Here is a 20,829-nt window from a genome sequence, read left to right as displayed (position 1 = left end):
GTCTTACTCCGGGAAATCGCCGCCGTTGGCCGGCTGCGATTCGACTTCAAGCAGGGTCAGTTTCAGGGTTTTACCGCCCGGCGCCGGCCAGTCGATATGCTGACCGACCTTCAGGCCCAACAATGCGCTGCCGACCGGAGCCAGAATCGAGACCTTGCCTTCGTCGGCGTTGGCGTCCTTGGGGTAAACCAACGTCAGGTGATAGTCCTTGCCGCTGCTCTCTTCGCGGCAATGCACACGGGAATTCATGGTCACGACATCGGCGGGCACTTCTTCGTGGCTGACCAGGGTGTCGGCGCGGTCGAGTTCGGTTTGCAGCGCGATAACGCCCGGCAGCGTGTCATCCAGGCTGTCGATCAGGCGCTCCAGACGTTGAACGTCCAGACGGGTAAGGGTGATGGAAGGTGCGGTCATGATGAAGGCAGACTCCTTTCTTCTGCACAGAAAAAGCAAAACCCCGCCAGAAAAAGGCGGGGTTTTCACGAGCCTCGATGGGTTGAGGCGTTTCTGGACACTATCACAGCTCAATAAATATACAAGCCAAGCGCGACGGACCCGATTTTGCGATGGTTCAAAGCACCCTGTAGGAGCGAGCTTGTGTGGCGAGGGAGCTTGCTCCCGCTCGGCTGCGAAGCAGACGCAAAGCATTTGGGGCCGCTTCGCGACCCAGCGGGAGCAAGCTCCCTCGCCACACAAGCTCGGCTCCTACAGGTTTATGCATCAAGCCACGGTTTTGCGTTCGGCCGCCTGGGCACAAATGACCCGGCGGCGCTCGTCATCGGCCGAGCGCCACTCGCGGATGTCTTCGACATGGCGAAAACACCCCAGGCAGACCTTCTGCTCATCCAGCCGACACACGCCGCTGCACGGCGAGGGCACCGCCGGGCTGACGTTGCTGTAAAGCGGCTTGGGCGGACGAACCGGTGCAGGTTGGGTCACGACCTTACAGGCCTTCGAAATCGAGTTCGACGTCAGCTTGCTGCTTGACGATGCGCTCAAGCATCTCGCCCAACTGCTCTTCGCTCTTGTCGCACATCCAGCGCTCGCTCTCTTCGTCGTAGTCGAAGTGGAACCCGCCGGAGACCGCCGCCAGCCACAGCTGACGCAGGGGTTCCTGACGGCTGAAGATCAACTGGCTGCCGTTTTCGAACTTGACGGTGAGCACACCGGCCGAGCTCTCAAGATCGATATCCAGGTCACTCTCGTCGAACACATCCTCCAGCGTTTGCTGGGTGGCATCGACCAGATCGTGGAAACGGGCTTCGGTCAAACTCATTGCGGCAACCTCAAAAAGTGTCTGTTCACGCTCAAGCGCCGCAAGATACGGGCGAGCCCCGGTGATTGCAAAGGATAACGACCAAGGGCCGATTTCGGTACACCCAACACTATCCCTTTGGGAGCGGGCTTGTGTGGCGAGGGAGCTTGCTCCCGTTCGGCTGCGAAGCAGACGCATAGCTTTTGGGGCCGCTTCGCGACCCAGCGGGAGCAAGCTCCCTCGCCACACAGGCCTGCTCCCACTAGGTTCCATGTGATTGCGGCCAAGCCCCGCCGGACGGAAACCCCGTCGCATAGGCAAGCTGCCGGGTGGCCGGTATACTCCGGCGCAATTAACGCATTTTCAAGGATTTCGCCATGAAGCGCCTGATCTCTTCCTTCGCTGCGCTCGTCGCGGTTGCTTGTCTATTGTCGGCCTGCGGTCAAAAAGGCCCGCTGTACCTGCCTGACGATTCCCAGGACCCTGCCGAGCAGGCCCAGTCCTCGCAAAAGCAACCGTCGAAAGCACACAAGCACGACGTCTACCAATAAGGGATCGCCATGGACGCTTTTAACTACCGTGACGGCGAGCTGTTTGCGGAAGGTGTTGCCTTGTCCGCCATTGCCGAACGCTTTGGCACGCCGACTTACGTCTACTCCCGCGCCCACATCGAAGCCCAGTACCTGGCGTACGCCGATGCGCTGGCCGGCACGCCGCACCTGGTTTGCTTTGCGGTCAAGGCCAACTCCAACCTGGGCGTGCTGAATGTCCTGGCGCGATTGGGCGCTGGTTTTGACATCGTCTCCCGTGGCGAGCTGGAACGTGTACTGGCCGCTGGCGGCAGTGCCGACAAGATTGTGTTTTCCGGTGTCGGCAAGACCCGTGACGACATGCGTCGCGCCCTGGAAGTCGGCGTTCATTGCTTCAACGTCGAATCCACCGATGAGCTGGAACGCCTGCAACTCGTCGCCGCCGAGCTGGGCGTTCGCGCCCCTATCTCGCTGCGCGTGAACCCGGACGTCGATGCCGGCACCCACCCGTACATTTCCACCGGTCTCAAAGAGAACAAGTTCGGCATCGCCATTGCCGACGCCGAAGACGTGTACATCCGCGCCGCGCAGCTGCCGAACCTGGAAGTGGTTGGCGTCGATTGCCACATCGGTTCGCAACTGACCACCCTGCCGCCGTTCATCGATGCCCTCGACCGCCTGCTCGGCCTGGTCGACCGCCTCGGCGATTGCGGGATTTACCTGCGTCACATCGATCTCGGTGGTGGCCTGGGCGTGCGTTATCGCGATGAAGAGCCGCCCTTGGCTGCCGATTACATCAAAGCCGTGCGCGAGCGTCTGGACGGCCGTGACCTGGCGCTGGTCTTCGAGCCGGGCCGCTTCATCGTGGCCAACGCCGGCGTGCTGCTGACCCAGGTCGAGTACCTCAAGCACACCGAACACAAAGACTTCGCCATCGTCGATGCCGCCATGAACGACCTGATCCGCCCGGCGCTGTATCAAGCCTGGATGGACGTCACCGCCGTGCGCCCGCGCACTACCGCTGCTCGCGCCTACGACATCGTCGGGCCGATCTGCGAGACCGGCGACTTCCTGGCCAAGGACCGTGAACTGGCCGTGGAAGAAGGCGACCTGCTGGCCGTGCATTCGGCGGGCGCTTATGGGTTTGTCATGAGTTCCAACTACAACACCCGCGGTCGTACCGCCGAAGTGTTGGTGGACGGTGATCAGGCATTTGAAGTGCGTCGCCGTGAGACGGTAGCCGAGTTGTTTGCTGGCGAAAGCCTGCTGCCGGAGTAAAACCATGCTGCTGCGTTTTACCAAGATGCACGGCCTGGGCAATGACTTCATGGTCCTCGACCTGGTCAGCCAGCACGCGCACATCCTGCCCAAGCACGCCAAGCAATGGGGCGATCGGCACACGGGTATCGGTTTTGACCAGTTGCTGATCGTCGAAGCGCCGAGCAACCCGGACGTGGATTTCCGCTATCGGATTTTCAACTCCGACGGCTCCGAGGTGGAACAGTGCGGCAACGGCGCGCGTTGCTTCGCGCGTTTTGTGCTCGACAAGCGCCTGACCGCAAAACGGCAGATTCGCGTCGAGACCAAAAGCGGCATCATTGAGCTGGATATTCGCAGCGACGGCCAGATTGGCGTCAACATGGGCGCACCGCGCCTGGTGCCCGCCGACATTCCGTTTCAGGCACCGGAGCAGGCGACGAGCTATCAGGTCGACGTCGACGGCACCCTCGTCGACCTTGCCGCCGTGTCCATGGGCAACCCCCATGCCGTGCTGCGGGTCAGCGACATCAACAACGCACCGGTGCATGAGCTGGGCCCGAAAATCGAACACCACCCGCGCTTCCCGGCGCGGGTCAATGTCGGCTTTCTCCAGGTCATCGACCGGAACCGTGCGCAGCTGCGCGTCTGGGAACGCGGGGCCGGGGAAACCCAGGCCTGCGGTACCGGCGCCTGTGCTGCCGCAGTGGCCGCGATCAGCCAGGGGTGGATGGATTCGCCGCTATTGATCGACCTGCCCGGCGGGCGCCTGTCCATTGAATGGGCAGGCCCTGGCCATCCGGTCTTGATGACCGGCCCGGCAGTCCGAGTCTACGAAGGACAAGTGCGTCTTTGAGGGAGTCAAACCCATGACCGATAAGCCCCAGGTTCCCGCCCTACAGCCCGACGAATCCCCTTCCGAAAGCCTTGAGGCGGCGGCGATTGCCGCGTACCTGGAGGCTCATCCGGATTTCTTTGTCGGCCACGAAGAACTGCTCGCCACCCTGCGTATTCCGCACCAGCGTGGCGACACCATTTCGCTGGTCGAGCGCCAGATGACGATCCTGCGCGACCGCAATATCGAGTTGCGTCATCGCCTCTCGCACTTGATGGACGTGGCCCGCGACAACGACCGCCTCTTCGACAAGACCCGCCGCCTGATTCTCGCGCTGATGGACGCCACCAGCCTGGATGACGTGGTGATCAGCGTCGAAGACAGCCTGCGCCAGGATTTCCAGGTGCCTTTTGTCAGCCTGATCCTGCTCGGTGATAACCCGATGCCCGTGGGCCGCTGGGCGACCCACGCCGAAGCACAAACCGCTATCGGCGGCTTGCTCACGGAAGACAAAAGCGTCAGCGGTAGCCTGCGTGAACATGAGCTGGACTTCCTGTTCGGCGAAGAACAACGCAAGCAAATCGGCTCCACGGCCGTCGTCGCCATCAGCCATCAAGGCATCCATGGCGTCCTGGCCATCGCCAGCCGCGATCCGCAGCACTACAAGAGTTCGGTGGGCACGCTGTTCCTGAGCTACATCGCCGAAGTCATGGGCCGCGTGCTGCCACGGGTCAATACCTCCCTGCGCTCGGTACGCTGAGCATGGAACGGCAACTGGACGCTTACTGCGAACACCTGCGCAGTGAGCGGCAGGTGTCGCCCCATACGCTGTACGCCTACCGCCGTGACCTCGACAAAGTGCTGGGCTGGTGCGTCAAACAGGACATCGGCAGCTGGGCCGCGCTGGATATCCAGCGCCTGCGCAGTTTGATCGCCCGCCTGCATTCACAGGGTCAATCGTCCCGCAGCCTGGCGCGGCTGCTCTCTGCAGTGCGCGGGCTTTATCACTACCTGAACCGCGAAGGTCTCTGCGACCACGACCCGGCCAACGGCCTGGCACCGCCAAAGGGTGAACGCCGCCTGCCAAAAACCCTCGACACCGACCGCGCGCTGCAACTGCTCGAAGGCGCGGTGGAGGATGATTTTCTGGCACGTCGGGACCAGGCCATTCTGGAGCTGTTTTATTCCTCCGGCTTGCGGCTTTCGGAGCTGACAGGCCTGAATCTCGATCAGTTGGACCTGGCTGACGGCATGGTCCAGGTCCTCGGTAAAGGCAGCAAGACCCGACTGTTGCCGGTGGGCAAAAAGGCGCGCGAAGCATTGGAACAATGGCTGCCACTGCGCGCCATGACCAACCCGGCGGACGACGCGGTGTTTGTCAGCCAGCAGGGCCGGCGTCTGGGGCCACGGGCGATTCAGGTTCGGGTCAAGGCTGCCGGTGAGCGCGAGCTGGGGCAGAACCTGCATCCACACATGTTGCGACACTCATTCGCCAGCCACTTGCTGGAGTCCTCGCAGGACCTGCGAGCGGTGCAGGAACTGCTCGGCCACTCGGACATCAAGACCACCCAGATCTACACCCACCTGGATTTCCAGCACCTGGCGACGGTTTACGACAGCGCCCATCCACGGGCCAAACGCATTAAAGGCGATGATTCATGACCCTCCAATTGATCACCTTCGACCTTGACGACACCCTGTGGGACACCGCCCCGGTAATCGTCAGCGCAGAAGCCGTATTGCGTGAATGGCTGACCGAGCACGCACCGAATCTGGGCGCCGTGCCAGTGGAGCATCTGTGGGCCATTCGCGAGCGAATCCTGAGCACCGAACCCGGACTCAAGCACCGGATCAGCGCCCTGCGCCGGCGGGTGCTGTTCCATGCACTGGAAGAGGCCGGGTATGAGCACGGGCAGGCGTCAGATCTGGCCGATCAGAGTTTTGAAGTGTTTCTGCATGCTCGGCATCAGATCGAAGTGTTTCCCGAGGTCGAACCGACACTGGAAATCCTGGCCAAGCACTACGCCCTGGGCGTGGTCACCAACGGCAATGCCGATGTGCGTCGGTTAGGCCTGGCGGATTACTTCAGGTTTGCCTTGTGCGCCGAAGACATCGGCATTGCCAAGCCGGATGCGCGGCTGTTTCACGAGGCATTGAAACGCGGTGGCGCGACGGCTGAAACCGCCGTGCACATCGGCGATCACCCGGGCGATGACATTGCGGGCGCGCAGCAAGCAGGGTTGCGGGCGATCTGGTTTAACCCGCAGGGAAAATTGTGGGAAGCGCAACGGGCACCGGACGCCGAAATTCGCAGCCTGACCGAGTTGCCGGCCCTGCTGGCGCGGTGGAATTCAGTTTCGGCCTGACACAAAACCCCTGTAGGAGCGAGCCTGCTCGCGATGGTCGTCAACGATAACGCTGGAAACCTGGCACCCAGCGGCGCTCTTGAGCTTTTCGCGAGCGAGCTCGCTCCTACAGGAATAGCGCTGAACCCAAGAGTTTTGTTTCAGGCATGAAAAAGCCCGCAGCGACGGCGGGCTTTTTCGGCAAGCAAGCAGGCAACAGGCGCTTAGATAGGCCGGCTACCGTACTTGTTGTCAGGCTTCTTTGGCGGATCAGCGACCACATTGGCCTCCACTTCCTGAACCTTGCCGCCCTTGGCCAGGAACTCTTCCATGGCCTTGGCCAGGGCATCACGTTCCTTGTTTTTTGCTTCAACGCTCGGCAGTTCATCGACCGACACCGCAGCCTTGGCTTTGCCTTTGGCGGTCGGAACGGGCGCATCACCGCCGTCGTCTTCAGCGACGTCTTCCGCCGCTGCTTCCAGACCTTCTTCGGTTTCGTCGTCGTCGCCTACTTCGAGGTCGTCGTTTTCCAGATCATCGTCGCTCATGTTCTACCTCATGACTTGCGAAAAGCAGATTAGTTATAGCCCAGCTTTGCCGTCTGTCGACGGCTGCCGGAAAAAATTCAACTGCCATTGGTGACCAATGGCTTATGCCTCTTCACCGTGCACGGTGGCGAGGACTTTACGGGCACCGCCATGATCACGGTGCTCGCCCAGGTAAACGCCTTGCCAGGTCCCTAACGCCAATCGGCCTGCCGCAATCGGCAAACTGAGCTGACAGCCAAGCACGCTGGCCTTGAAGTGCGCCGGGAGGTCGTCCAGGCCTTCGTCGTTATGCTCATAGCCGTCTGTTCCTTGTGGGATCAGACGATTGAAAAATCGTTCGAAGTCGCGACGTACCGCCGGATCGGCGTTCTCGTTGATGGTCAACGACGCCGAGGTATGTTGTAGCCACAAGTGCAACAGACCGACCCGACATGCCTTCAGTTCAGGCAGGCCAGCGAGTAACTCGTCCGTTACCAGATGAAAGCCCCGGGGCCTCGCCCGCAGAGTAATCAGAGTCTGCTGCCACATACAGTTCTCCGCACGTTCGGGGCGCATTCTAGCGCGCTCTGGGAAAAAACAAAGGCCCTAATAATCCTTCCGTCCTGTAAGCCTTCGCCGGTACAAAAACCCGTGTCGTAAACGTTCATGAAGCTGTCAGAAAAAACCTTTCAGCTGCACCTTCAATGATAAATCGTGGACAAAAAAATGCCCGGCAAGCCGGGCAAGTTTTTTATGCGCGTGCTTACAAGTTGTAGCCGCGTTCGTTGTGCAGTGCCAGGTCGATGCCGACAGCCTCTTCTTCTTCCGTGATACGCAGGCCCATGACAGCGTCCAGGACCTTGAGAATGATGAAGGTGACGATCGCGGTGTAGATCACCGTGAAGCCCACGCCTTTGCACTGAATCCAGACTTGTGCGGCGATGTCGGTCACGGTGCCGAAGCCACCCAGCGAAGGTGCAGCGAACACACCGGTCAGGATCGCGCCAAGGATACCGCCGATACCGTGCACGCCGAAGGCGTCCAGGGAGTCGTCATAACCGAGTTTGCGTTTCAGGGTCGTGGCGCAGAAGAAGCACACGACGCCAGCAGCCAGGCCGATCACCAGGGCGCCCATCGGGCCCACGGTGCCCGCGGCCGGAGTGATTGCAACCAGACCGGCCACAACACCCGAAGCGATACCCAGTGCACTTGGTTTGCCGTGGGTGATCCACTCAGCGAACATCCAGCCCAGTGCAGCGGCAGCGGTTGCGATCTGGGTAACCAGCATCGCCATGCCGGCAGTGCCGTTGGCCGCAGCAGCGGAACCGGCGTTGAAACCGAACCAGCCGACCCACAACATCGCGGCGCCCATCAGGGTGTAACCGAGGTTGTGCGGGGCCATCGGGGTGGTCGGGAAGCCTTTGCGCTTGCCCAATACCAGGCAGGCAATCAGGCCAGCCACACCGGCGTTGATGTGCACCACGGTGCCGCCAGCGAAGTCGAGCACGCCCCAGTCCCACAAAAGGCCGCCGTTACCGGACCAGACCATGTGTGCAATCGGTGCGTAAACCAGGGTGAACCACACGCCCATGAAGATCAGCATCGCGGAGAACTTCATCCGCTCGGCGAAGGCACCGACGATCAGCGCGGGGGTGATGATGGCGAAGGTCATCTGGAAGGTGACGAACACCGCCTCAGGGAACAACGCCGCTGGCCCGGTCAGGCTGGCTGGCGTGATGCCGGCGAGGAACGCCTTGCCCATGCCGCCGAAGAACGAGTTGAAGTTGACGACGCCCTGCTCCATGCCGGTGGTGTCGAACGCGATGCTGTAGCCATAAATGACCCACAGGACGCTGATCAGACCGGTAATGGCGAAGCACTGCATCATCACGGAAAGAATGTTTTTCGACCGAACCATGCCGCCGTAGAACAGCGCGAGGCCGGGAATGGTCATGAACAGCACGAGGGCTGTCGAGGTCATCATCCAGGCGGTGTCGCCGGAATTGAGGACTGGGGCCGCCACTTCGTCTGCCGCCATGGCCAGGCTGGGCATTACGAGGGACAACAGGGCTCCTAGCCCTGCGAATTTACGCAGAGTCATATTGTTTTCTCCTGGGGCGTTGGGTTTGTGGCGGCTTAGATTGCGTCGGTATCGGTTTCGCCGGTACGGATGCGAATAGCCTGTTCCAGATTGACCACGAAGATCTTGCCGTCACCGATCTTGCCGGTATTGGCTGCCTTGGTTATCGCCTCGATAACCCGGTCAAGATCCTTGTCGTCAATGGCGACATCGATCTTCACCTTTGGCAGGAAATCGACCACGTATTCCGCGCCGCGATACAGCTCGGTGTGACCCTTCTGCCGACCGAAGCCTTTGACTTCAGTAACGGTAATGCCCTGCACGCCGATCTCGGACAGCGATTCGCGCACGTCGTCCAGTTTGAACGGCTTGATGATGGCAGTGACTAGCTTCATGAAAACTCTCTCCCGAATTGGTGGACTTGCCCCAGGAAAACAAACCCGACTCAAGTCTAAGCGCAGTGCCTGGCTTTGTAACGCATCGTCGGCCTTACCTGCCCGTCCGACGCCAGCTAACCGCTCCGCACGAAACACTTCCCCCGTTTCGCTTGGCGCACTGCATTCGTCACAGCGACTGCATCAGTGCATGGGTCACTAGGCACTAAGCAGAAACCTTGCCATGTCCGCAAAACGCTCTGTTTTCAAGCGGTTGGCGGTAGATGCCAACCACATCAACGCAACACCCCGCGCGTTACGCACAACAACGGTGCGACGCCGTCCGTCCCCATGCGCGAAAAGCGTGCGCTTGCGTCGGGCGAGATTGACTATAGACACTGCGTGATACACTGCCCGCCATTGTTTCCAGGACCTTTCCCATGCTCGCGCCCAAAGACTTCCTCGACGCCCTGAGCGGCACCGCCTCCCGCCTCTTCAGCGGCGAAACCCCGTTGCCGAAAGCCGAAATCGAAAGCCAGTTCAAGATGCTGCTGCAAAGCGCCTTCAGCAAACTGGATCTGGTGAGCCGGGAAGAGTTTGATAGTCAGATGGTGGTGCTGGCGCGCACTCGCGCCCGCCTCGAGGCTCTCGAGACGAAGGTGGCGGAGATGGAAGCGAAGCTCAACCCACCCACCGAGAACACGCAAAACCCACAGTAAAAACCCAATCCGCTGTGGGAGCGAGCCTGCTCGCGATTGAAGGTCGGCACGACCTTCAGCTTCACCTGTAGGCGTTGTCGCAAGGGTCGAACTTCTGATCGCAAACCCTGCAAAAATCCCGGCAACGTCCTACAAGAAAACCGCCGCCGTCTGATTGCGTCGCAATGCCTCGGGTTTCTATGCTCATACCCAGCTGAATGTTCAGCACTGGGTTTGGCGACCTGGAAAACCACAACGTATCGCGACCGCATTCGACCGAGGAATTTGTTCTCATCTCGAATTATGGCGGCTATGCGTGGGAGACTTTCGGGTCTGCCGGTTTGGTGCGTTACCGGTTCGCCAACCCGCGCATGGCTGCCACCCTTTTCGTTTGGCGACGATCAGAGGCAGTTTTCTTAATCGCACCTTGAGAACTGCACCATGGACGAAAACTATTTAATTCCCCACGTCTTTACCCGCTACAAACTTTACCTACACGCGCTTTTACTCGAAAACCAAGCCTGGTTCTGCGCTCGTGACCTCGGCCGCCTCCTGCGCCTCTACCTCGACGAACGAGCCGTCCGCAAACTCGACCCCGACCAGCGCCAGTCCGCGCGAATGCTCATCCACGGCAGCATCGAAGAAACCCTCCTGATCAGCGAATCCGGCGTCTACGCCCTGCTGGTCTACCACTACTGCCCCGAATACCGAAGCCTGCGCGAATGGCTGACGCACGAAGTCGTGCCGGCCCTGAGAGACGCGGAACAACCCACCTCAACCGAACGCCCAGTCCTGAGCCTTTTGAACTGGCCGGAGATGTCGCTGAGTTTGCTGCACTGGAATAATCAGCCGTGGATTCGGTTGCAGGATGTTCCGCAGATGTTGCCGGGTAGAGAACAACCACGAAACCGGGTTAATGCACCATGGTGGAAGCGTGCTTCGAGGGCCCTCCACTCACTGTGATAAACAGCGACCAACGCAACCTTGGTAGCAGCTGCCGAAGGCTGCGTTCGGCTGCGCAGCAGTCGCAAAATCTAAGCACGCGGAGTGTCAGGAAAACTTTGCCTATCGGTTTCACGGCTGCTGCGCAGCCGAACGCAGCCTTCGGCAGCTGCTACAGATCGTGTGTTTCCGCAACATCCTGCGAAGGTTTCACTCCACTCCGGCCGCGCTCAAATCAATCTCTACGACTACCCTTCAAAAAACCGCAGGAAGCGGTGCTCTGCAACTCAAGGAACGACCCATGTCCCTCTCCATCGTCCACAGCCGCGCCCAGATCGGCGTGGATGCGCCCGCCGTCACCGTCGAAGTGCACCTGGCTAATGGTTTGCCCTCGTTGACCATGGTCGGCCTCCCTGAAGCAGCCGTGAAGGAAAGCAAAGACCGGGTGCGCAGCGCGATCATCAATTCAGGCCTGCAATTTCCGGCGCGGCGTATCACGCTGAATCTCGCTCCGGCGGATTTGCCGAAGGACGGCGGTCGGTTTGATCTGGCGATTGCCTTGGGGATTCTGTCGGCCAGCGTGCAGGTGCCAACGTTGACGCTGGATGATGTGGAATGTCTGGGGGAGCTGGCGCTGTCAGGTGCAGTGCGTGCCGTGAAGGGCGTATTGCCGGCGGCCCTGGCCGCGCGCAAGGCCGGGCGCTCGTTGATGGTGCCTCGGGCGAATGCGGAGGAGGCTTGTCTGGCCTCTGGCCTGAGGGTGATTGCGGTGGATCATCTGCTGGAAGCCGTTGCGCATTTCAATGGCCACACGCCCATCGCGCCTTATGTATCCGATGGGTTGATGCATGCAAGCATGCCCTACCCCGATCTGAATGAAGTGCAGGGACAACTCGCCGCGAAACGGGCGTTGCTGATTGCGGCGGCGGGTGCTCATAACCTGCTGTTCAGTGGTCCACCGGGAACGGGAAAAACCTTGCTGGCGAGTCGACTGCCCGGGCTTTTGCCGCCGCTTGCCGAGAGTGAAGCGCTGGAGGTGGCCGCGATCAAATCGGTGGTCAGTTGCGTTCCGTTGAGTCACTGGCCACAGCGTCCTTTCAGGCAACCTCATCACTCGGCGTCGGGGCCGGCACTGGTGGGCGGAGGCTCGAAACCCCAACCCGGCGAGATCACCCTCGCCCACCACGGCGTGCTTTTTCTGGACGAGCTCCCGGAGTTTGATCGCAAGGTCCTGGAGGTTTTGAGAGAGCCGATGGAGATCGGTAGGTGGTATTCTCACACTTTCTAAAACGTCACAGGAAGCTCGGAATGCCTACTGCCTACGCTTATATCCGCTACTCATCCAAGGCCCAAGGCGAAGCCGGTAGAGACTCCGTAGACCGTCAAATGGCTTCAATTCAAGCCATCACCAAGCAACAAGGTATTGAGTTGCCGTCCGAGAATATCTACTCGGATACAGGCATATCTGCACACGATGGAAGCAACAAACGAAAAGGAAAACTAAAAGAACTCATTGATATGATAAGCGACATGCATATCAAAGAGGGTGACTACATATTCGTTGAAAGTATTGACCGGCTAAGTCGCCAAAGGCTTCTACAAGCAAAAGAACTGGTCAATGGCATCCTTGAAAAAGGGGTTATTTTAATAACCACCATTGATGGTCAACGATATGAAAAACCAAACGAAACAAACCGTATTGATGACTTACAGCAAGATATTCTTTTAAGTGTTATCGCAAAGCGAGCATACGAAGAAAGTAAGACAAAATCAGTTCGTAGAAAATCCGCATGGAATAGGGCCAAGAAGTTAGCCGAAGAAGAAAAGGTCATTTTTAACGCTCATAACCCACCATATGGAATTCGATATAATACAGAGCTTAACTGCTTTGAAATCGAGGAAGAAGAAGCTCAGGAAATAAGAGATTTCTTTGAGAGCTTGAAATATGTTGGCGTTTCATTGTCAATTAAAAAGCTCAACGCTTATTCAAAGCGAAAGTGGTCAAGCAGAAATATAAAGCACTTGATAGACACAAAATATGTTTTAGGTGCGTATATGGCTCAAAGAAGAGACGAGAATAAAAAGAAAGTATTTGAGCGATACATTGAAAATTATTATCCGCAAATCGTTTCATATGAACTATTTAATGAAGCAATAGCGGCAATGAAAAACAGAGCACAAAGAAAAAACTATGGCAACCAAAGTGTTGGAAGCCTGAACATTTTTCGTCACAGCATCAAATGTGATTGCTGTGATGCATCTATGCTTTTTGAAAAACAAACAAACCCCAAGGGCGTTGTTTATCCATATTTTCAATGCTACACACGCAAAGAGTTAAAAAATGGATGTGACCAGCCACGCTTCCGTTTTGATTTGGCTTTTGGGTTATTTCTTGAACTCATATATCAATCCACGACACATGAAGACTTCGACGTTCATCCGTGGCAAAACGAAATCGAAGACACTGGAATTCAATATGAATGGATAACTCGCGAAAGCGGTATGAAGTATCGCCTTCCAACACAGGAAGATATTGACGAGGAAGAACGAACAGAAAACTTTAAAGAGTTACTAATCAAGCTCCTGTCAAACAGAGAAACCCAAACCAAAGACAACAAGAAAATTGTTGAACTGAACAACCTTTTGCTTGAACAAAAAAGTTACAGAGACAATCTAATGAAATCTTTTGCTGGCTTCACCAGTGGCGTTATCCCAAAAGAATTCTTAGCGGTAGTTAGCAAAACAGAAGCAAATATCAACGATATTGAACAAAGCCTTGCAGAACTACAAACACAAATAAACATCAAGAAAACCACTATAAACATTTACTCGGAAAACGACATAATTGATTTGTATAAAACAGAAGATGGTCGCTTAAAAATAAATCAATTCTTTGTTGCTAATGACATCACTTTCAAATTCAACTTCGACAAAACCACAAGAACTTTGTTTGCTAAGATTTTCCAGAACGGTTTTGAAATTGACCGCATAGCAAAACAGTTCAGCTTACATAATCCACTTAAAGAGTTTGGCATCAACAATCTCAACGAATACTTTAATTGACGCCATCATAATCAAAGTAGGCCGCCTAAGTAGGTGGCCTTTTTTATGTCTGCTATACGTTACTATACGCTGCTACACACAACTAGCACGCCACCTACTAATTCTTGAACACTATACAAACTTGAAAACATTTTAATATATGGTAACTTGATATTAGTAGTTTGAATTCTTTATATGCGAGCAATGTAAATGTATAGCAAGTTCACTCCGTTCATTGCTTACATTTACGCTCGATTTTTCGCACTACGTTTGAAAAATTAAAATCAAAAACAAATAAACAACCATGAGGAATGTATGAATGACAATAAAAAACCAAGACAATTGAATGTAAGAGTATCCGAAAGTGATTACATCAAAATTGAACATCAACGAGATTTGATAGGTAAGAGCCAGTCCGGCTTTATTTCCCACATCGTTAACAATGGCATCAGTGAAGTTATTGAAGTCACCCATCCTGAGCTTAGACAAGATATTGATAAGATTGAAAAGTTGCTAGGCGGATATGGAAACAACTTAAATCAAATCGCCAAAAGTCTAAATGCAAAAGAAGAACCGCCCCTAGATATTATTCAGCAAATAAATGCTCTTGATAAAAACATAATCATACTTACTAAAAAATTGGACAAGCTAAAAAAGGAGAAGTTAACCATCGTAGGTAAGTCATGATACGTGAAAAGCTAAGCACTCAAAAATCTAAATCAGCGATTTACAAAACAGCCAAATATTTCAACAAAGAAGAAGGCTGTGTTTTATTCGAGTCAAACATCTACATGCCTTTGAATGCTTCAAAGAAAGACATTGCGAAAGCAATATCAAAATCAATTGAAAGTGATGTTACTGACAACAAGAAAGGTAGAAAGCATTCAGTTAGAACTCAACATGACGTTGTTAGCTTTCACACAAATGACAATATCACACCGGAGCAAGCCCGAGATATTGCAAAAGAACTTTATGAGGCTACGCATAAACTTTCAAATAGAAAGTATGCGTTAGGTGTTCACATCGACACAAACGAGGTTCACGTTCACATTGTATGGTCGATAAAAGATTTTGATGGTAATTGCTATAACGTTGGCAACGACTATCGCAAGATAGAAAGAGAATGTGACAAGTTAGAAAACAAATATGGACTAATGAAACCAGAAAACAGGATTGCAACAGACATTGATAGATTGGAAAAACATCCAGACCTAAAAGGTAAAAGTGAAGCCGTTAAGAAAAGAGCAATTGCCAATGCAATCAATAAAAAGTATTCCGAGAAGCTTCCATCATCTAATGAACGCATGCTTGAAGTACGCGGAATAATTTCAAATAAAGAAGAAATGAAAACTGATTTAAAAGTCTTCCTGCAACAGTCTAGCTCTCCAAGTGACTTCATAAACAAAATCACAGATAACGGATACAACATCATTCATAATGGGCAATCTTCCTTTTCCGTTCAACATGAAGACCAGATATTCAAAGCATCCGAGCTTGGCTTATCTTACAAAACACTCAAAGCAAAATTAGGTGAAGACACTGACTTTGAGCAAACTTTGAAAAACAAGCATAACGTTAAGGAATACGAAGGCTGTTCTATTGCTTCAACCGAAGCAGAACCCGACTACATGAAAAAAATTAAGCCTAACTCAGTGCTTGCCACTAAGTTCAAGTTTATTCAGCATAGTGACAAGGTTGAATATTTCTATAATTCAGTCAGCAGCAAGAAATCATTCGAGTATTACAAAGACCCGTCAAAAGTCTCATTCAGTGACTTATCAAGACAGTCAGCAAAGGCTGGTATTCAAAGGCTTGTTGCCGACGCCAAACCACCGCAATCGTTCACAGTGAATGGCCCTAATTTCTTTAAGAAAAATATATGGCTTGAATTTCAATTGATGGGCTTGGAAAACAAAGGGTTCAAGTTAGAAGGCTATAAACCTACACCAGCGGATTTAGAAGAATTGAAAAAAATCCAAGAGCACTACGCTTCTATGAACAAGAAGCCAGAACCTAAACCAGAAGCTGCTACGGTGGCCATAGAAGCACCTACCCCAGTTGAGCCTGTCACTGTTCCACCTGTCATGCCTACACCCGTTCAAAAACCATCAGAGAAGCCGCCTGAGCCTAGAAAGCAGGTTGAACAAGAACAGGTTGCACCTACCAATGAGGACTTGATTGATGACTTGATTAAAGAGTTTGAGCCATCGAACCCTACACGAATCGCAGAAGCTCCTACGGAAGCCATAGAACCATCAAAGTCAGTCGAACCTGTCGTAGATGACCTTTACACACCGATGACACCAGAACCGCTTGCAGAGCCTGAAAATCATAAGATTGATGGAGACTATTCAACATATTCGAATGATGAACTTGTTGAAGAATTTGAATGGTTACAACCGAGACTAAAGAAAAGTTCATTTCCGGGGAATAGCAAGAGAGACATTGCCGGACATAGAGAGATGGACAACATCCCAGAAAATCGTAATGGAATAAAAACTGGCGAGGTTAAACGTCAATATGAATTCAGAGAGAAGCTCTATAATCTATTTGATGAAATTAAAGAAAGAGACCCAGCGGCAGCAAAACAGCTTGAACAAGCTTTTAAAGCACAGATGGCAAACAAAAGAGCGGTTACGTTTGACTTAAAACCACAGTTAACAAAATAGCCCCAACAGGGCTATTTATTTGTTAATTCTTTCAAACTTCCTTATTGGCACCTTGATTGATACTTCATCTTTAAATCCATCATTATCGTAGGATTTCAAGTATTGCTCAATGCAGTCATTGATGTATCGGGACATAGGGAAATCATTCATTTTGGCTATCTCTTGAAAGCGTTGCATTGTTTCCTTCTCTGATTTAAGCAGGTATCTGTTTGTCTTGTTGCTCTTCATATTGTTCTCGGCTGTTTATATATCAATTAGAACATATATTTTAACCAAGTCAATAATGTATATACTTGCAATAAGAAAAAACCAGCATTTGCTGGCTTTATTGTTGTTCTCTTAAACACTCATCTTGATATTGATAGGGCACATTGCTTTGGTTTACCAGCACTTTAAACTCGCAATCCACCGTATCAAAGAGCAAATGATACTCGCTACTACTATGCAAGCTGCTAATGTTCTTATACATCTCAGTAAGCCCCAATTGCTTAATAACCCTTAAAACTTTCTTTTTCCCACTCGCCATCCTAATTAGTTCCATAACTCATCCCCCAGTCTGTTATTTACAACATAACATGCTGCAATCATAAATCAATACATTAGTATATATTTATTTATGTAATTTCAATATCTAACCACTCAGCGGGCACAACCTTGCAGTTTGCTTTTATGCTTAAAACTTCATCACTTGTTAAATCTAAAATATATTTATCTACTAGACTTTTCCCAAATACATCACCCAGCAAATCATTTTTCATGATTTGTATTTCACTAAATACTCTCTTTATTTTGAGCTTTCCATTAACAAACATAGAGAACCCTATGAAGTTATTTATTTCAACAAACGCGAACGCCTTGTCTATTGTTTCATTTTTACCTTTTAAAAATGGTTTCCTTTTCAACTCTCTCCACAGCGATAATGTATTTTTAACGCCGAACATCGCATATCTACGGACAGACCACAACGCTTGAACCGCTCTAACTTTTTTGTGGTTTGATATTTCCAGCTTATCAATATTTAACACGCCACCTTTCAATTCGAAATCCATATTGAATGACTTGGTTAGATATTTCATCACATATGACGTTGCTTTACTTTTCTTTGTGTCTATCTCTTCAATTCTAACGGCATTCTCCGAGTGCTTAAAATGCTTGTTAATCAATACAATCAATCCATCGAAATGTTTCTTGTTAACATACATTAAAGCGTGTTTATGAAAGCACTGGTCTTTGTGTGGCTCGACCGCCCAGAAACCATTCATTTCAATCTTATGCCTATGGATGTCTTTTCTAAAAGCATTCCATAAGCCTTTCAAGTAATCATTACTTTCTTTTGGAGTTGAACCATCCCAAGAACTCACGCCATTTGAAGGCTTTGGGTGAAATCTAGCGGGTGCAGTGAACGTGATGAAAAGAGGCTTGTAATCAAGTTGCTTGGCGTATAAGTCCAAAGAAGTAACTTGAATAAATATCTCAGCAAATCTTTGTTTTTCAGTGCTCGCTATCTTTGACAAAGGGACTTTCTTTTTATTCTCATAAACCACAGAATTTTTCATGATGTAATCAAGTTGCTTGGCTTCGTCCGCTTCTCTATCTCGAACAACTTCATCGCTACATATTTCATAGTCACGACCAGCACCAATCACCCCCAACTTCAACTTGTAGAGTTCATTCCTTTGTTTTTGTATTCTTCTAATCTGCGTTTTTAGTTTCTTTTCATCAGCTATGTTTATCAATTTATCTTTAAGCGTTGAGCCTTTAATATCCTTTATTTTAATGCCATATCCAATGTTCCATTCAGGGTTTACATATGTAAATACATCACCAGCAACGCCATCATTATTAAGGTTTCGTTGTTTAACTATAAGAATGTCTTGTATATTGCCGAACACAAATGAGATATTTTTGACAATTTCATTTAATTCGCTGTTTTTGCAAATGGAATACTTTTCTTGTATTTTCCAGCAAGTGTATTCAGGGCATTGTGAAACCCAATTGAATTTCTCTTTAATATGGCGAATTTCTTTCGCAATACTTCCGGCTTTCCTTTTTGATGAGTTGTTATTCTTGTTATTAAAGTTTTCTTTTAAAGCCATATTCCTTTCAATTGCACTCTCAAAGAAATACTGACGCTCACATTCTTTGAAGAAGAATTCGATGTTTGCTTTGTCAGTGGATATCCTTTGAGGTATAAAAATCATATCTGTATTTTAAGTTTATACATACAGATATATCATGCGATTTTTATAAGTCAAATATAGATATACGTTTTATTGACTTCACCCTCAATAGAAAGCCAAGTCAAGAACGCTCAAAAAACCTTATAAATTTAACTTGCGACACTTATTTAAGAGTTATCCAAGAAGGTCAAAATCAAAAGCATCTGGGTATTGCGAAACAAGTTCGCATATCAAAATCAAAAGCGTCTTGGGCAGAAAGATTTCAAAAAATCAAAACTTATGGAATAGCCATTTTCAGGTGATTTACTATCTTATGCGTATGTTAATACAGAGAATTAAAAGACGCCGTTTTTTACCTATTTCTGTTAACGCACTAAAAAAGTGCATTGGTTTTTTTATAGGTTTTTAGGTCATTTTTTGAGTTTTCATTTTCTTGGATAGTCGTTTTTTGGCTTAAACTCAATGAAAAACGCTGTCAATAGTAAACCAAAAATATATTTAGGGTCGAACCCTAATCATCAAATAGGGTTCAACCATATTCTTGAAATTTCAAAAAATATGAACTGTCCATCCACTGCATTCATCTGTTCATTTTTCACACTCGAACAAGTTCAAGCGTTCAAAACGACCTTAATTATTTATCCTCTACTAACTCATAGTTCATTTTGAAAGTTTTCCGGTCGTGCTTCATCTTATAAACTTTAACATTTTTGTGCTTTGCTATTTTTATCAGAGCGTTTTCATCGGCAGAGCATATTCTTGAGCCGAGATAAATAGCCTTCGGAATTGGTAGCGATATGAAGTCTTGACTGGCATCCAAAGATATAAATCGCCACTCTGCTTCATACTCCCAGTCGGTCGATTTGTGGAGTGCAGCAACCAGCGGACCCAAATTACTACGGGGCTTTTGGGAGAGTAGTGGTAAAAAATCGAATAGCTTGTCACCGTAAAATACCGGCCATAAACTCTGCTTAATTCCAGTTATTTGGTGCAGGTTATACTCGACGGCAAAACCTCTATGTTCGTCGCTATAATGCGTCCACATCAACATAGATTCAATGGAATTACTAAAGCAACAAATCTTCATAATCTTCTTGATTTTGTCACGAAAGAAAAAATCAAGTAAATCTTCTTCTAATTCATTTGATGCAATGGCAATACTGAAAGACGAGTCATAGGGGTCATTGAAGTTTTCTGGGAAAGACAACCATAGTCGATTATTCTCAAAGTTCTCTATGTTCAATTTTGTACAACTGCGATATTTGAACAGTTTTTTGGGTATAGAGCTTTCTTTTAGTTCTTGTACTTTGCGTATGTCAACTTTTCCATCCTTATCAACAGTTAGGAGGCCATCAACAATCTTATTATATAAATCGTCCATATTATCCTTTCCATGTTATGAACAAAGGTTGAATTTGGATACTCGCACGGCAATTCATCGGCGTCCACGCATCCATAAATGTGGAAAACACCCCTACCATTCGAGTCGGGTCATATCGTGATTTCCCGGGCGAAAGACCGCGTACGGTTCCCGGCGCGTTTCCAGCTGGTTGCGGCGATGAATCCCTGCCCCTGTGGGTATCTTGGCGAGCCGAGTGGTCGCTGCTCCTGCACCCCGGACATGGTTCAACGCTACCGCAACAAGCTCTCCGGTCCGCTGCTGGATCGAATCGACTTGCACCTGACGGTCGCTCGCGAAGCGACGGCGCTGAATCCGGTGGTCAAACCGGGTGACGACACCGCCGCCGCTGCCGTGCTGGTCGCCGACGCAAGGGAGCGGCAACACAGGCGCCAGGGCTGCGCCAATGCCTTCCTTGACCTGCCCGGCCTGCGCAAGCATTGCCAGTTATCCACAGTCGATGAGCGTTGGCTGGAGACAGCTTGTGAGCGACTGACGTTGTCGCTGCGCTCGGCCCATCGGTTGCTCAAGGTTGCGCGCACGCTGGCGGACCTTGAGCGGGTTGATGGCATTAGCCGGGAGCACCTGGCGGAAGCGTTGCAGTATCGGCCGGCAACGCAGTGACACTGGAGACCGAGTCGCCTCATTCGCGGGCAAGCCCGCTCCCACAGGTTTTGCGCAATCCTTGTGGGAGCG

20 protein-coding genes and 2 pseudogenes are annotated in these 20,829 nt (G+C 51.3%); 13 read left to right on the top strand and 9 right to left on the bottom strand.

The window, feature by feature from the left end; translation table 11 throughout:
- Positions 1–3: 3 nt before the first annotated feature.
- The 3 genes from rnk to cyaY form a co-directional block, all read right to left on the bottom strand.
- Positions 4–414, bottom strand: coding sequence for a nucleoside diphosphate kinase regulator (gene rnk / locus EJA72_RS13105; protein WP_157711858.1), 411 nt, complete (start codon positions 412–414; stop codon positions 4–6).
- 306 nt (positions 415–720) lie between these two features.
- Positions 721–939, bottom strand: coding sequence for a DUF1289 domain-containing protein (locus EJA72_RS13100; protein ID WP_178129344.1), 219 nt, complete (start codon positions 937–939; stop codon positions 721–723).
- A gap of 4 nt (positions 940–943) precedes the next feature.
- Complete coding sequence (gene cyaY, locus EJA72_RS13095) at positions 944–1,276, bottom strand: iron donor protein CyaY (RefSeq protein WP_157711857.1); 333 nt, start codon at positions 1,274–1,276, stop codon at positions 944–946.
- Positions 1,277–1,632: 356 nt separating this feature from the next.
- On the opposite strand from cyaY, the gene EJA72_RS13090 reads away from it, so the two are divergent.
- Genes EJA72_RS13090 through EJA72_RS13065 form a run of 6 tightly spaced genes read left to right on the top strand, consistent with a single transcriptional unit; the run spans position 1,633 to position 6,243 of the window.
- Positions 1,633–1,806: a lipoprotein gene (locus EJA72_RS13090; RefSeq protein WP_008040632.1), complete on the top strand. Its 174-nt coding sequence runs from the start codon at positions 1,633–1,635 to the stop codon at positions 1,804–1,806.
- A gap of 9 nt (positions 1,807–1,815) precedes the next feature.
- Complete coding sequence (lysA, locus tag EJA72_RS13085) at positions 1,816–3,063, top strand: diaminopimelate decarboxylase (RefSeq protein WP_157711856.1); 1,248 nt, start codon at positions 1,816–1,818, stop codon at positions 3,061–3,063.
- A 4-nt stretch (positions 3,064–3,067) separates the two neighbouring features.
- A complete protein-coding gene (gene dapF, locus EJA72_RS13080) occupies positions 3,068–3,898 on the top strand; it encodes a diaminopimelate epimerase (protein ID WP_157711855.1) in 831 nt (276 codons plus the stop codon).
- 13 nt (positions 3,899–3,911) lie between these two features.
- Positions 3,912–4,637, top strand: a complete 726-nt coding sequence (locus tag EJA72_RS13075) for a DUF484 family protein (protein WP_157711854.1) — start codon at positions 3,912–3,914, stop codon at positions 4,635–4,637.
- A gap of 2 nt (positions 4,638–4,639) precedes the next feature.
- A complete protein-coding gene (xerC, locus tag EJA72_RS13070) occupies positions 4,640–5,539 on the top strand; it encodes a tyrosine recombinase XerC (protein WP_157711853.1) in 900 nt (299 codons plus the stop codon).
- A complete protein-coding gene (locus tag EJA72_RS13065) occupies positions 5,536–6,243 on the top strand; it encodes an HAD family hydrolase (protein ID WP_157711852.1) in 708 nt (235 codons plus the stop codon). Before xerC ends, EJA72_RS13065 begins: the two co-directional genes overlap by 4 nt.
- A 203-nt stretch (positions 6,244–6,446) precedes the next feature.
- Here EJA72_RS13065 and sutA read toward each other — a convergent pair whose 3' ends face one another.
- The 4 genes from sutA to glnK form a co-directional block, all read right to left on the bottom strand.
- Positions 6,447–6,770 carry a transcriptional regulator SutA gene (gene sutA, locus EJA72_RS13060; protein ID WP_008030496.1) on the bottom strand — a complete coding sequence of 108 codons (324 nt, stop codon included), beginning with the start codon at positions 6,768–6,770 and terminating at the stop codon, positions 6,447–6,449.
- 102 nt (positions 6,771–6,872) lie between these two features.
- A complete protein-coding gene (locus tag EJA72_RS13055; protein WP_150724915.1) occupies positions 6,873–7,298 on the bottom strand; it encodes a secondary thiamine-phosphate synthase enzyme YjbQ in 426 nt (141 codons plus the stop codon).
- A 214-nt stretch (positions 7,299–7,512) separates the two neighbouring features.
- Complete coding sequence (locus tag EJA72_RS13050) at positions 7,513–8,850, bottom strand: ammonium transporter (protein ID WP_157711851.1); 1,338 nt, start codon at positions 8,848–8,850, stop codon at positions 7,513–7,515.
- Positions 8,851–8,885: 35 nt separating this feature from the next.
- The gene (gene glnK / locus EJA72_RS13045) at positions 8,886–9,224 is read right to left on the bottom strand and encodes a P-II family nitrogen regulator (RefSeq protein WP_002555808.1); all 339 of its coding nucleotides are present in this window, start codon (positions 9,222–9,224) and stop codon (positions 8,886–8,888) included.
- Between the two features lie 419 nt (positions 9,225–9,643).
- Between glnK and EJA72_RS13040 the strand changes: the two genes are divergently transcribed.
- The 6 genes and pseudogenes from EJA72_RS13040 to EJA72_RS13015 all read left to right on the top strand — a co-directional run bounded on the left by EJA72_RS13040 (position 9,644) and on the right by EJA72_RS13015 (position 16,554).
- Positions 9,644–9,922: an accessory factor UbiK family protein gene (locus EJA72_RS13040; protein ID WP_157711850.1), complete on the top strand. Its 279-nt coding sequence runs from the start codon at positions 9,644–9,646 to the stop codon at positions 9,920–9,922.
- A gap of 420 nt (positions 9,923–10,342) precedes the next feature.
- A complete protein-coding gene (locus tag EJA72_RS13035; RefSeq protein WP_157711849.1) occupies positions 10,343–10,864 on the top strand; it encodes a Bro-N domain-containing protein in 522 nt (173 codons plus the stop codon).
- Positions 10,865–11,144: 280 nt separating this feature from the next.
- Positions 11,145–12,107, top strand: a pseudogene (locus EJA72_RS13030) (YifB family Mg chelatase-like AAA ATPase); the annotation flags it as partial.
- Between the two features lie 44 nt (positions 12,108–12,151).
- Positions 12,152–13,906, top strand: a complete 1,755-nt coding sequence (locus EJA72_RS13025; protein WP_157711848.1) for a recombinase family protein — start codon at positions 12,152–12,154, stop codon at positions 13,904–13,906.
- A gap of 294 nt (positions 13,907–14,200) precedes the next feature.
- Entirely contained in the window at positions 14,201–14,572 is a 372-nt protein-coding gene (mobC, locus tag EJA72_RS13020) for a plasmid mobilization relaxosome protein MobC (RefSeq protein ID WP_157711847.1), read from the top strand.
- Positions 14,569–16,554, top strand: a complete 1,986-nt coding sequence (locus EJA72_RS13015; protein WP_157711846.1) for a relaxase/mobilization nuclease domain-containing protein — start codon at positions 14,569–14,571, stop codon at positions 16,552–16,554. Before mobC ends, EJA72_RS13015 begins: the two co-directional genes overlap by 4 nt.
- Before the next feature lie 614 nt (positions 16,555–17,168).
- Here the strand turns inward: EJA72_RS13015 and EJA72_RS13010 are convergent.
- Together EJA72_RS13010 and EJA72_RS13005 are read right to left on the bottom strand one after the other, a co-directional pair.
- Complete coding sequence (locus EJA72_RS13010; RefSeq protein ID WP_157711845.1) at positions 17,169–18,650, bottom strand: replication endonuclease; 1,482 nt, start codon at positions 18,648–18,650, stop codon at positions 17,169–17,171.
- Positions 18,651–19,368: 718 nt separating this feature from the next.
- On the bottom strand, positions 19,369–20,115 hold the full coding sequence (locus EJA72_RS13005; protein ID WP_157711844.1) for a DUF2971 domain-containing protein: 747 nt from the start codon (positions 20,113–20,115) through the stop codon (positions 19,369–19,371).
- 96 nt (positions 20,116–20,211) lie between these two features.
- Between EJA72_RS13005 and EJA72_RS13000 the strand changes: the two are divergent.
- Positions 20,212–20,757, top strand: a pseudogene (locus tag EJA72_RS13000) (ATP-binding protein); the annotation flags it as partial.
- Between the last annotated feature and the right edge of the window lie 72 nt (positions 20,758–20,829).

The organism is Pseudomonas sp. PB120, from assembly GCF_009761815.1.
Classification (GTDB): domain Bacteria; phylum Pseudomonadota; class Gammaproteobacteria; order Pseudomonadales; family Pseudomonadaceae; genus Aquipseudomonas.
Note: the sequence above shows the minus strand (reverse complement) of the source record. Positions and strands in the feature narration are given on the sequence as shown.

Bases quoted from the DNA above. Each gene is read 5' to 3' on its own strand.
- rnk (WP_157711858.1), bottom strand. From the start codon at position 414: ATGACCGCACCTTCCATCACCCTTACCCGTCTGGACGTTCAACGTCTG.
- cyaY (WP_157711857.1), bottom strand. From the start codon at position 1,276: ATGAGTTTGACCGAAGCCCGTTTCCACGATCTGGTCGATGCCACCCAG.
- EJA72_RS13090 (WP_008040632.1), top strand. From the start codon at position 1,633: ATGAAGCGCCTGATCTCTTCCTTCGCTGCGCTCGTCGCGGTTGCTTGT.
- lysA (WP_157711856.1), top strand. From the start codon at position 1,816: ATGGACGCTTTTAACTACCGTGACGGCGAGCTGTTTGCGGAAGGTGTT.
- dapF (WP_157711855.1), top strand. From the start codon at position 3,068: ATGCTGCTGCGTTTTACCAAGATGCACGGCCTGGGCAATGACTTCATG.
- EJA72_RS13075 (WP_157711854.1), top strand. From the start codon at position 3,912: ATGACCGATAAGCCCCAGGTTCCCGCCCTACAGCCCGACGAATCCCCT.
- xerC (WP_157711853.1), top strand. From the start codon at position 4,640: ATGGAACGGCAACTGGACGCTTACTGCGAACACCTGCGCAGTGAGCGG.
- EJA72_RS13065 (WP_157711852.1), top strand. From the start codon at position 5,536: ATGACCCTCCAATTGATCACCTTCGACCTTGACGACACCCTGTGGGAC.
- sutA (WP_008030496.1), bottom strand. From the start codon at position 6,770: ATGAGCGACGATGATCTGGAAAACGACGACCTCGAAGTAGGCGACGAC.
- EJA72_RS13055 (WP_150724915.1), bottom strand. From the start codon at position 7,298: ATGTGGCAGCAGACTCTGATTACTCTGCGGGCGAGGCCCCGGGGCTTT.
- EJA72_RS13050 (WP_157711851.1), bottom strand. From the start codon at position 8,850: ATGACTCTGCGTAAATTCGCAGGGCTAGGAGCCCTGTTGTCCCTCGTA.
- glnK (WP_002555808.1), bottom strand. From the start codon at position 9,224: ATGAAGCTAGTCACTGCCATCATCAAGCCGTTCAAACTGGACGACGTG.
- EJA72_RS13040 (WP_157711850.1), top strand. From the start codon at position 9,644: ATGCTCGCGCCCAAAGACTTCCTCGACGCCCTGAGCGGCACCGCCTCC.
- EJA72_RS13035 (WP_157711849.1), top strand. From the start codon at position 10,343: ATGGACGAAAACTATTTAATTCCCCACGTCTTTACCCGCTACAAACTT.
- EJA72_RS13025 (WP_157711848.1), top strand. From the start codon at position 12,152: ATGCCTACTGCCTACGCTTATATCCGCTACTCATCCAAGGCCCAAGGC.
- mobC (WP_157711847.1), top strand. From the start codon at position 14,201: ATGAATGACAATAAAAAACCAAGACAATTGAATGTAAGAGTATCCGAA.
- EJA72_RS13015 (WP_157711846.1), top strand. From the start codon at position 14,569: ATGATACGTGAAAAGCTAAGCACTCAAAAATCTAAATCAGCGATTTAC.
- EJA72_RS13010 (WP_157711845.1), bottom strand. From the start codon at position 18,650: ATGGCTTTAAAAGAAAACTTTAATAACAAGAATAACAACTCATCAAAA.
- EJA72_RS13005 (WP_157711844.1), bottom strand. From the start codon at position 20,115: ATGGACGATTTATATAATAAGATTGTTGATGGCCTCCTAACTGTTGAT.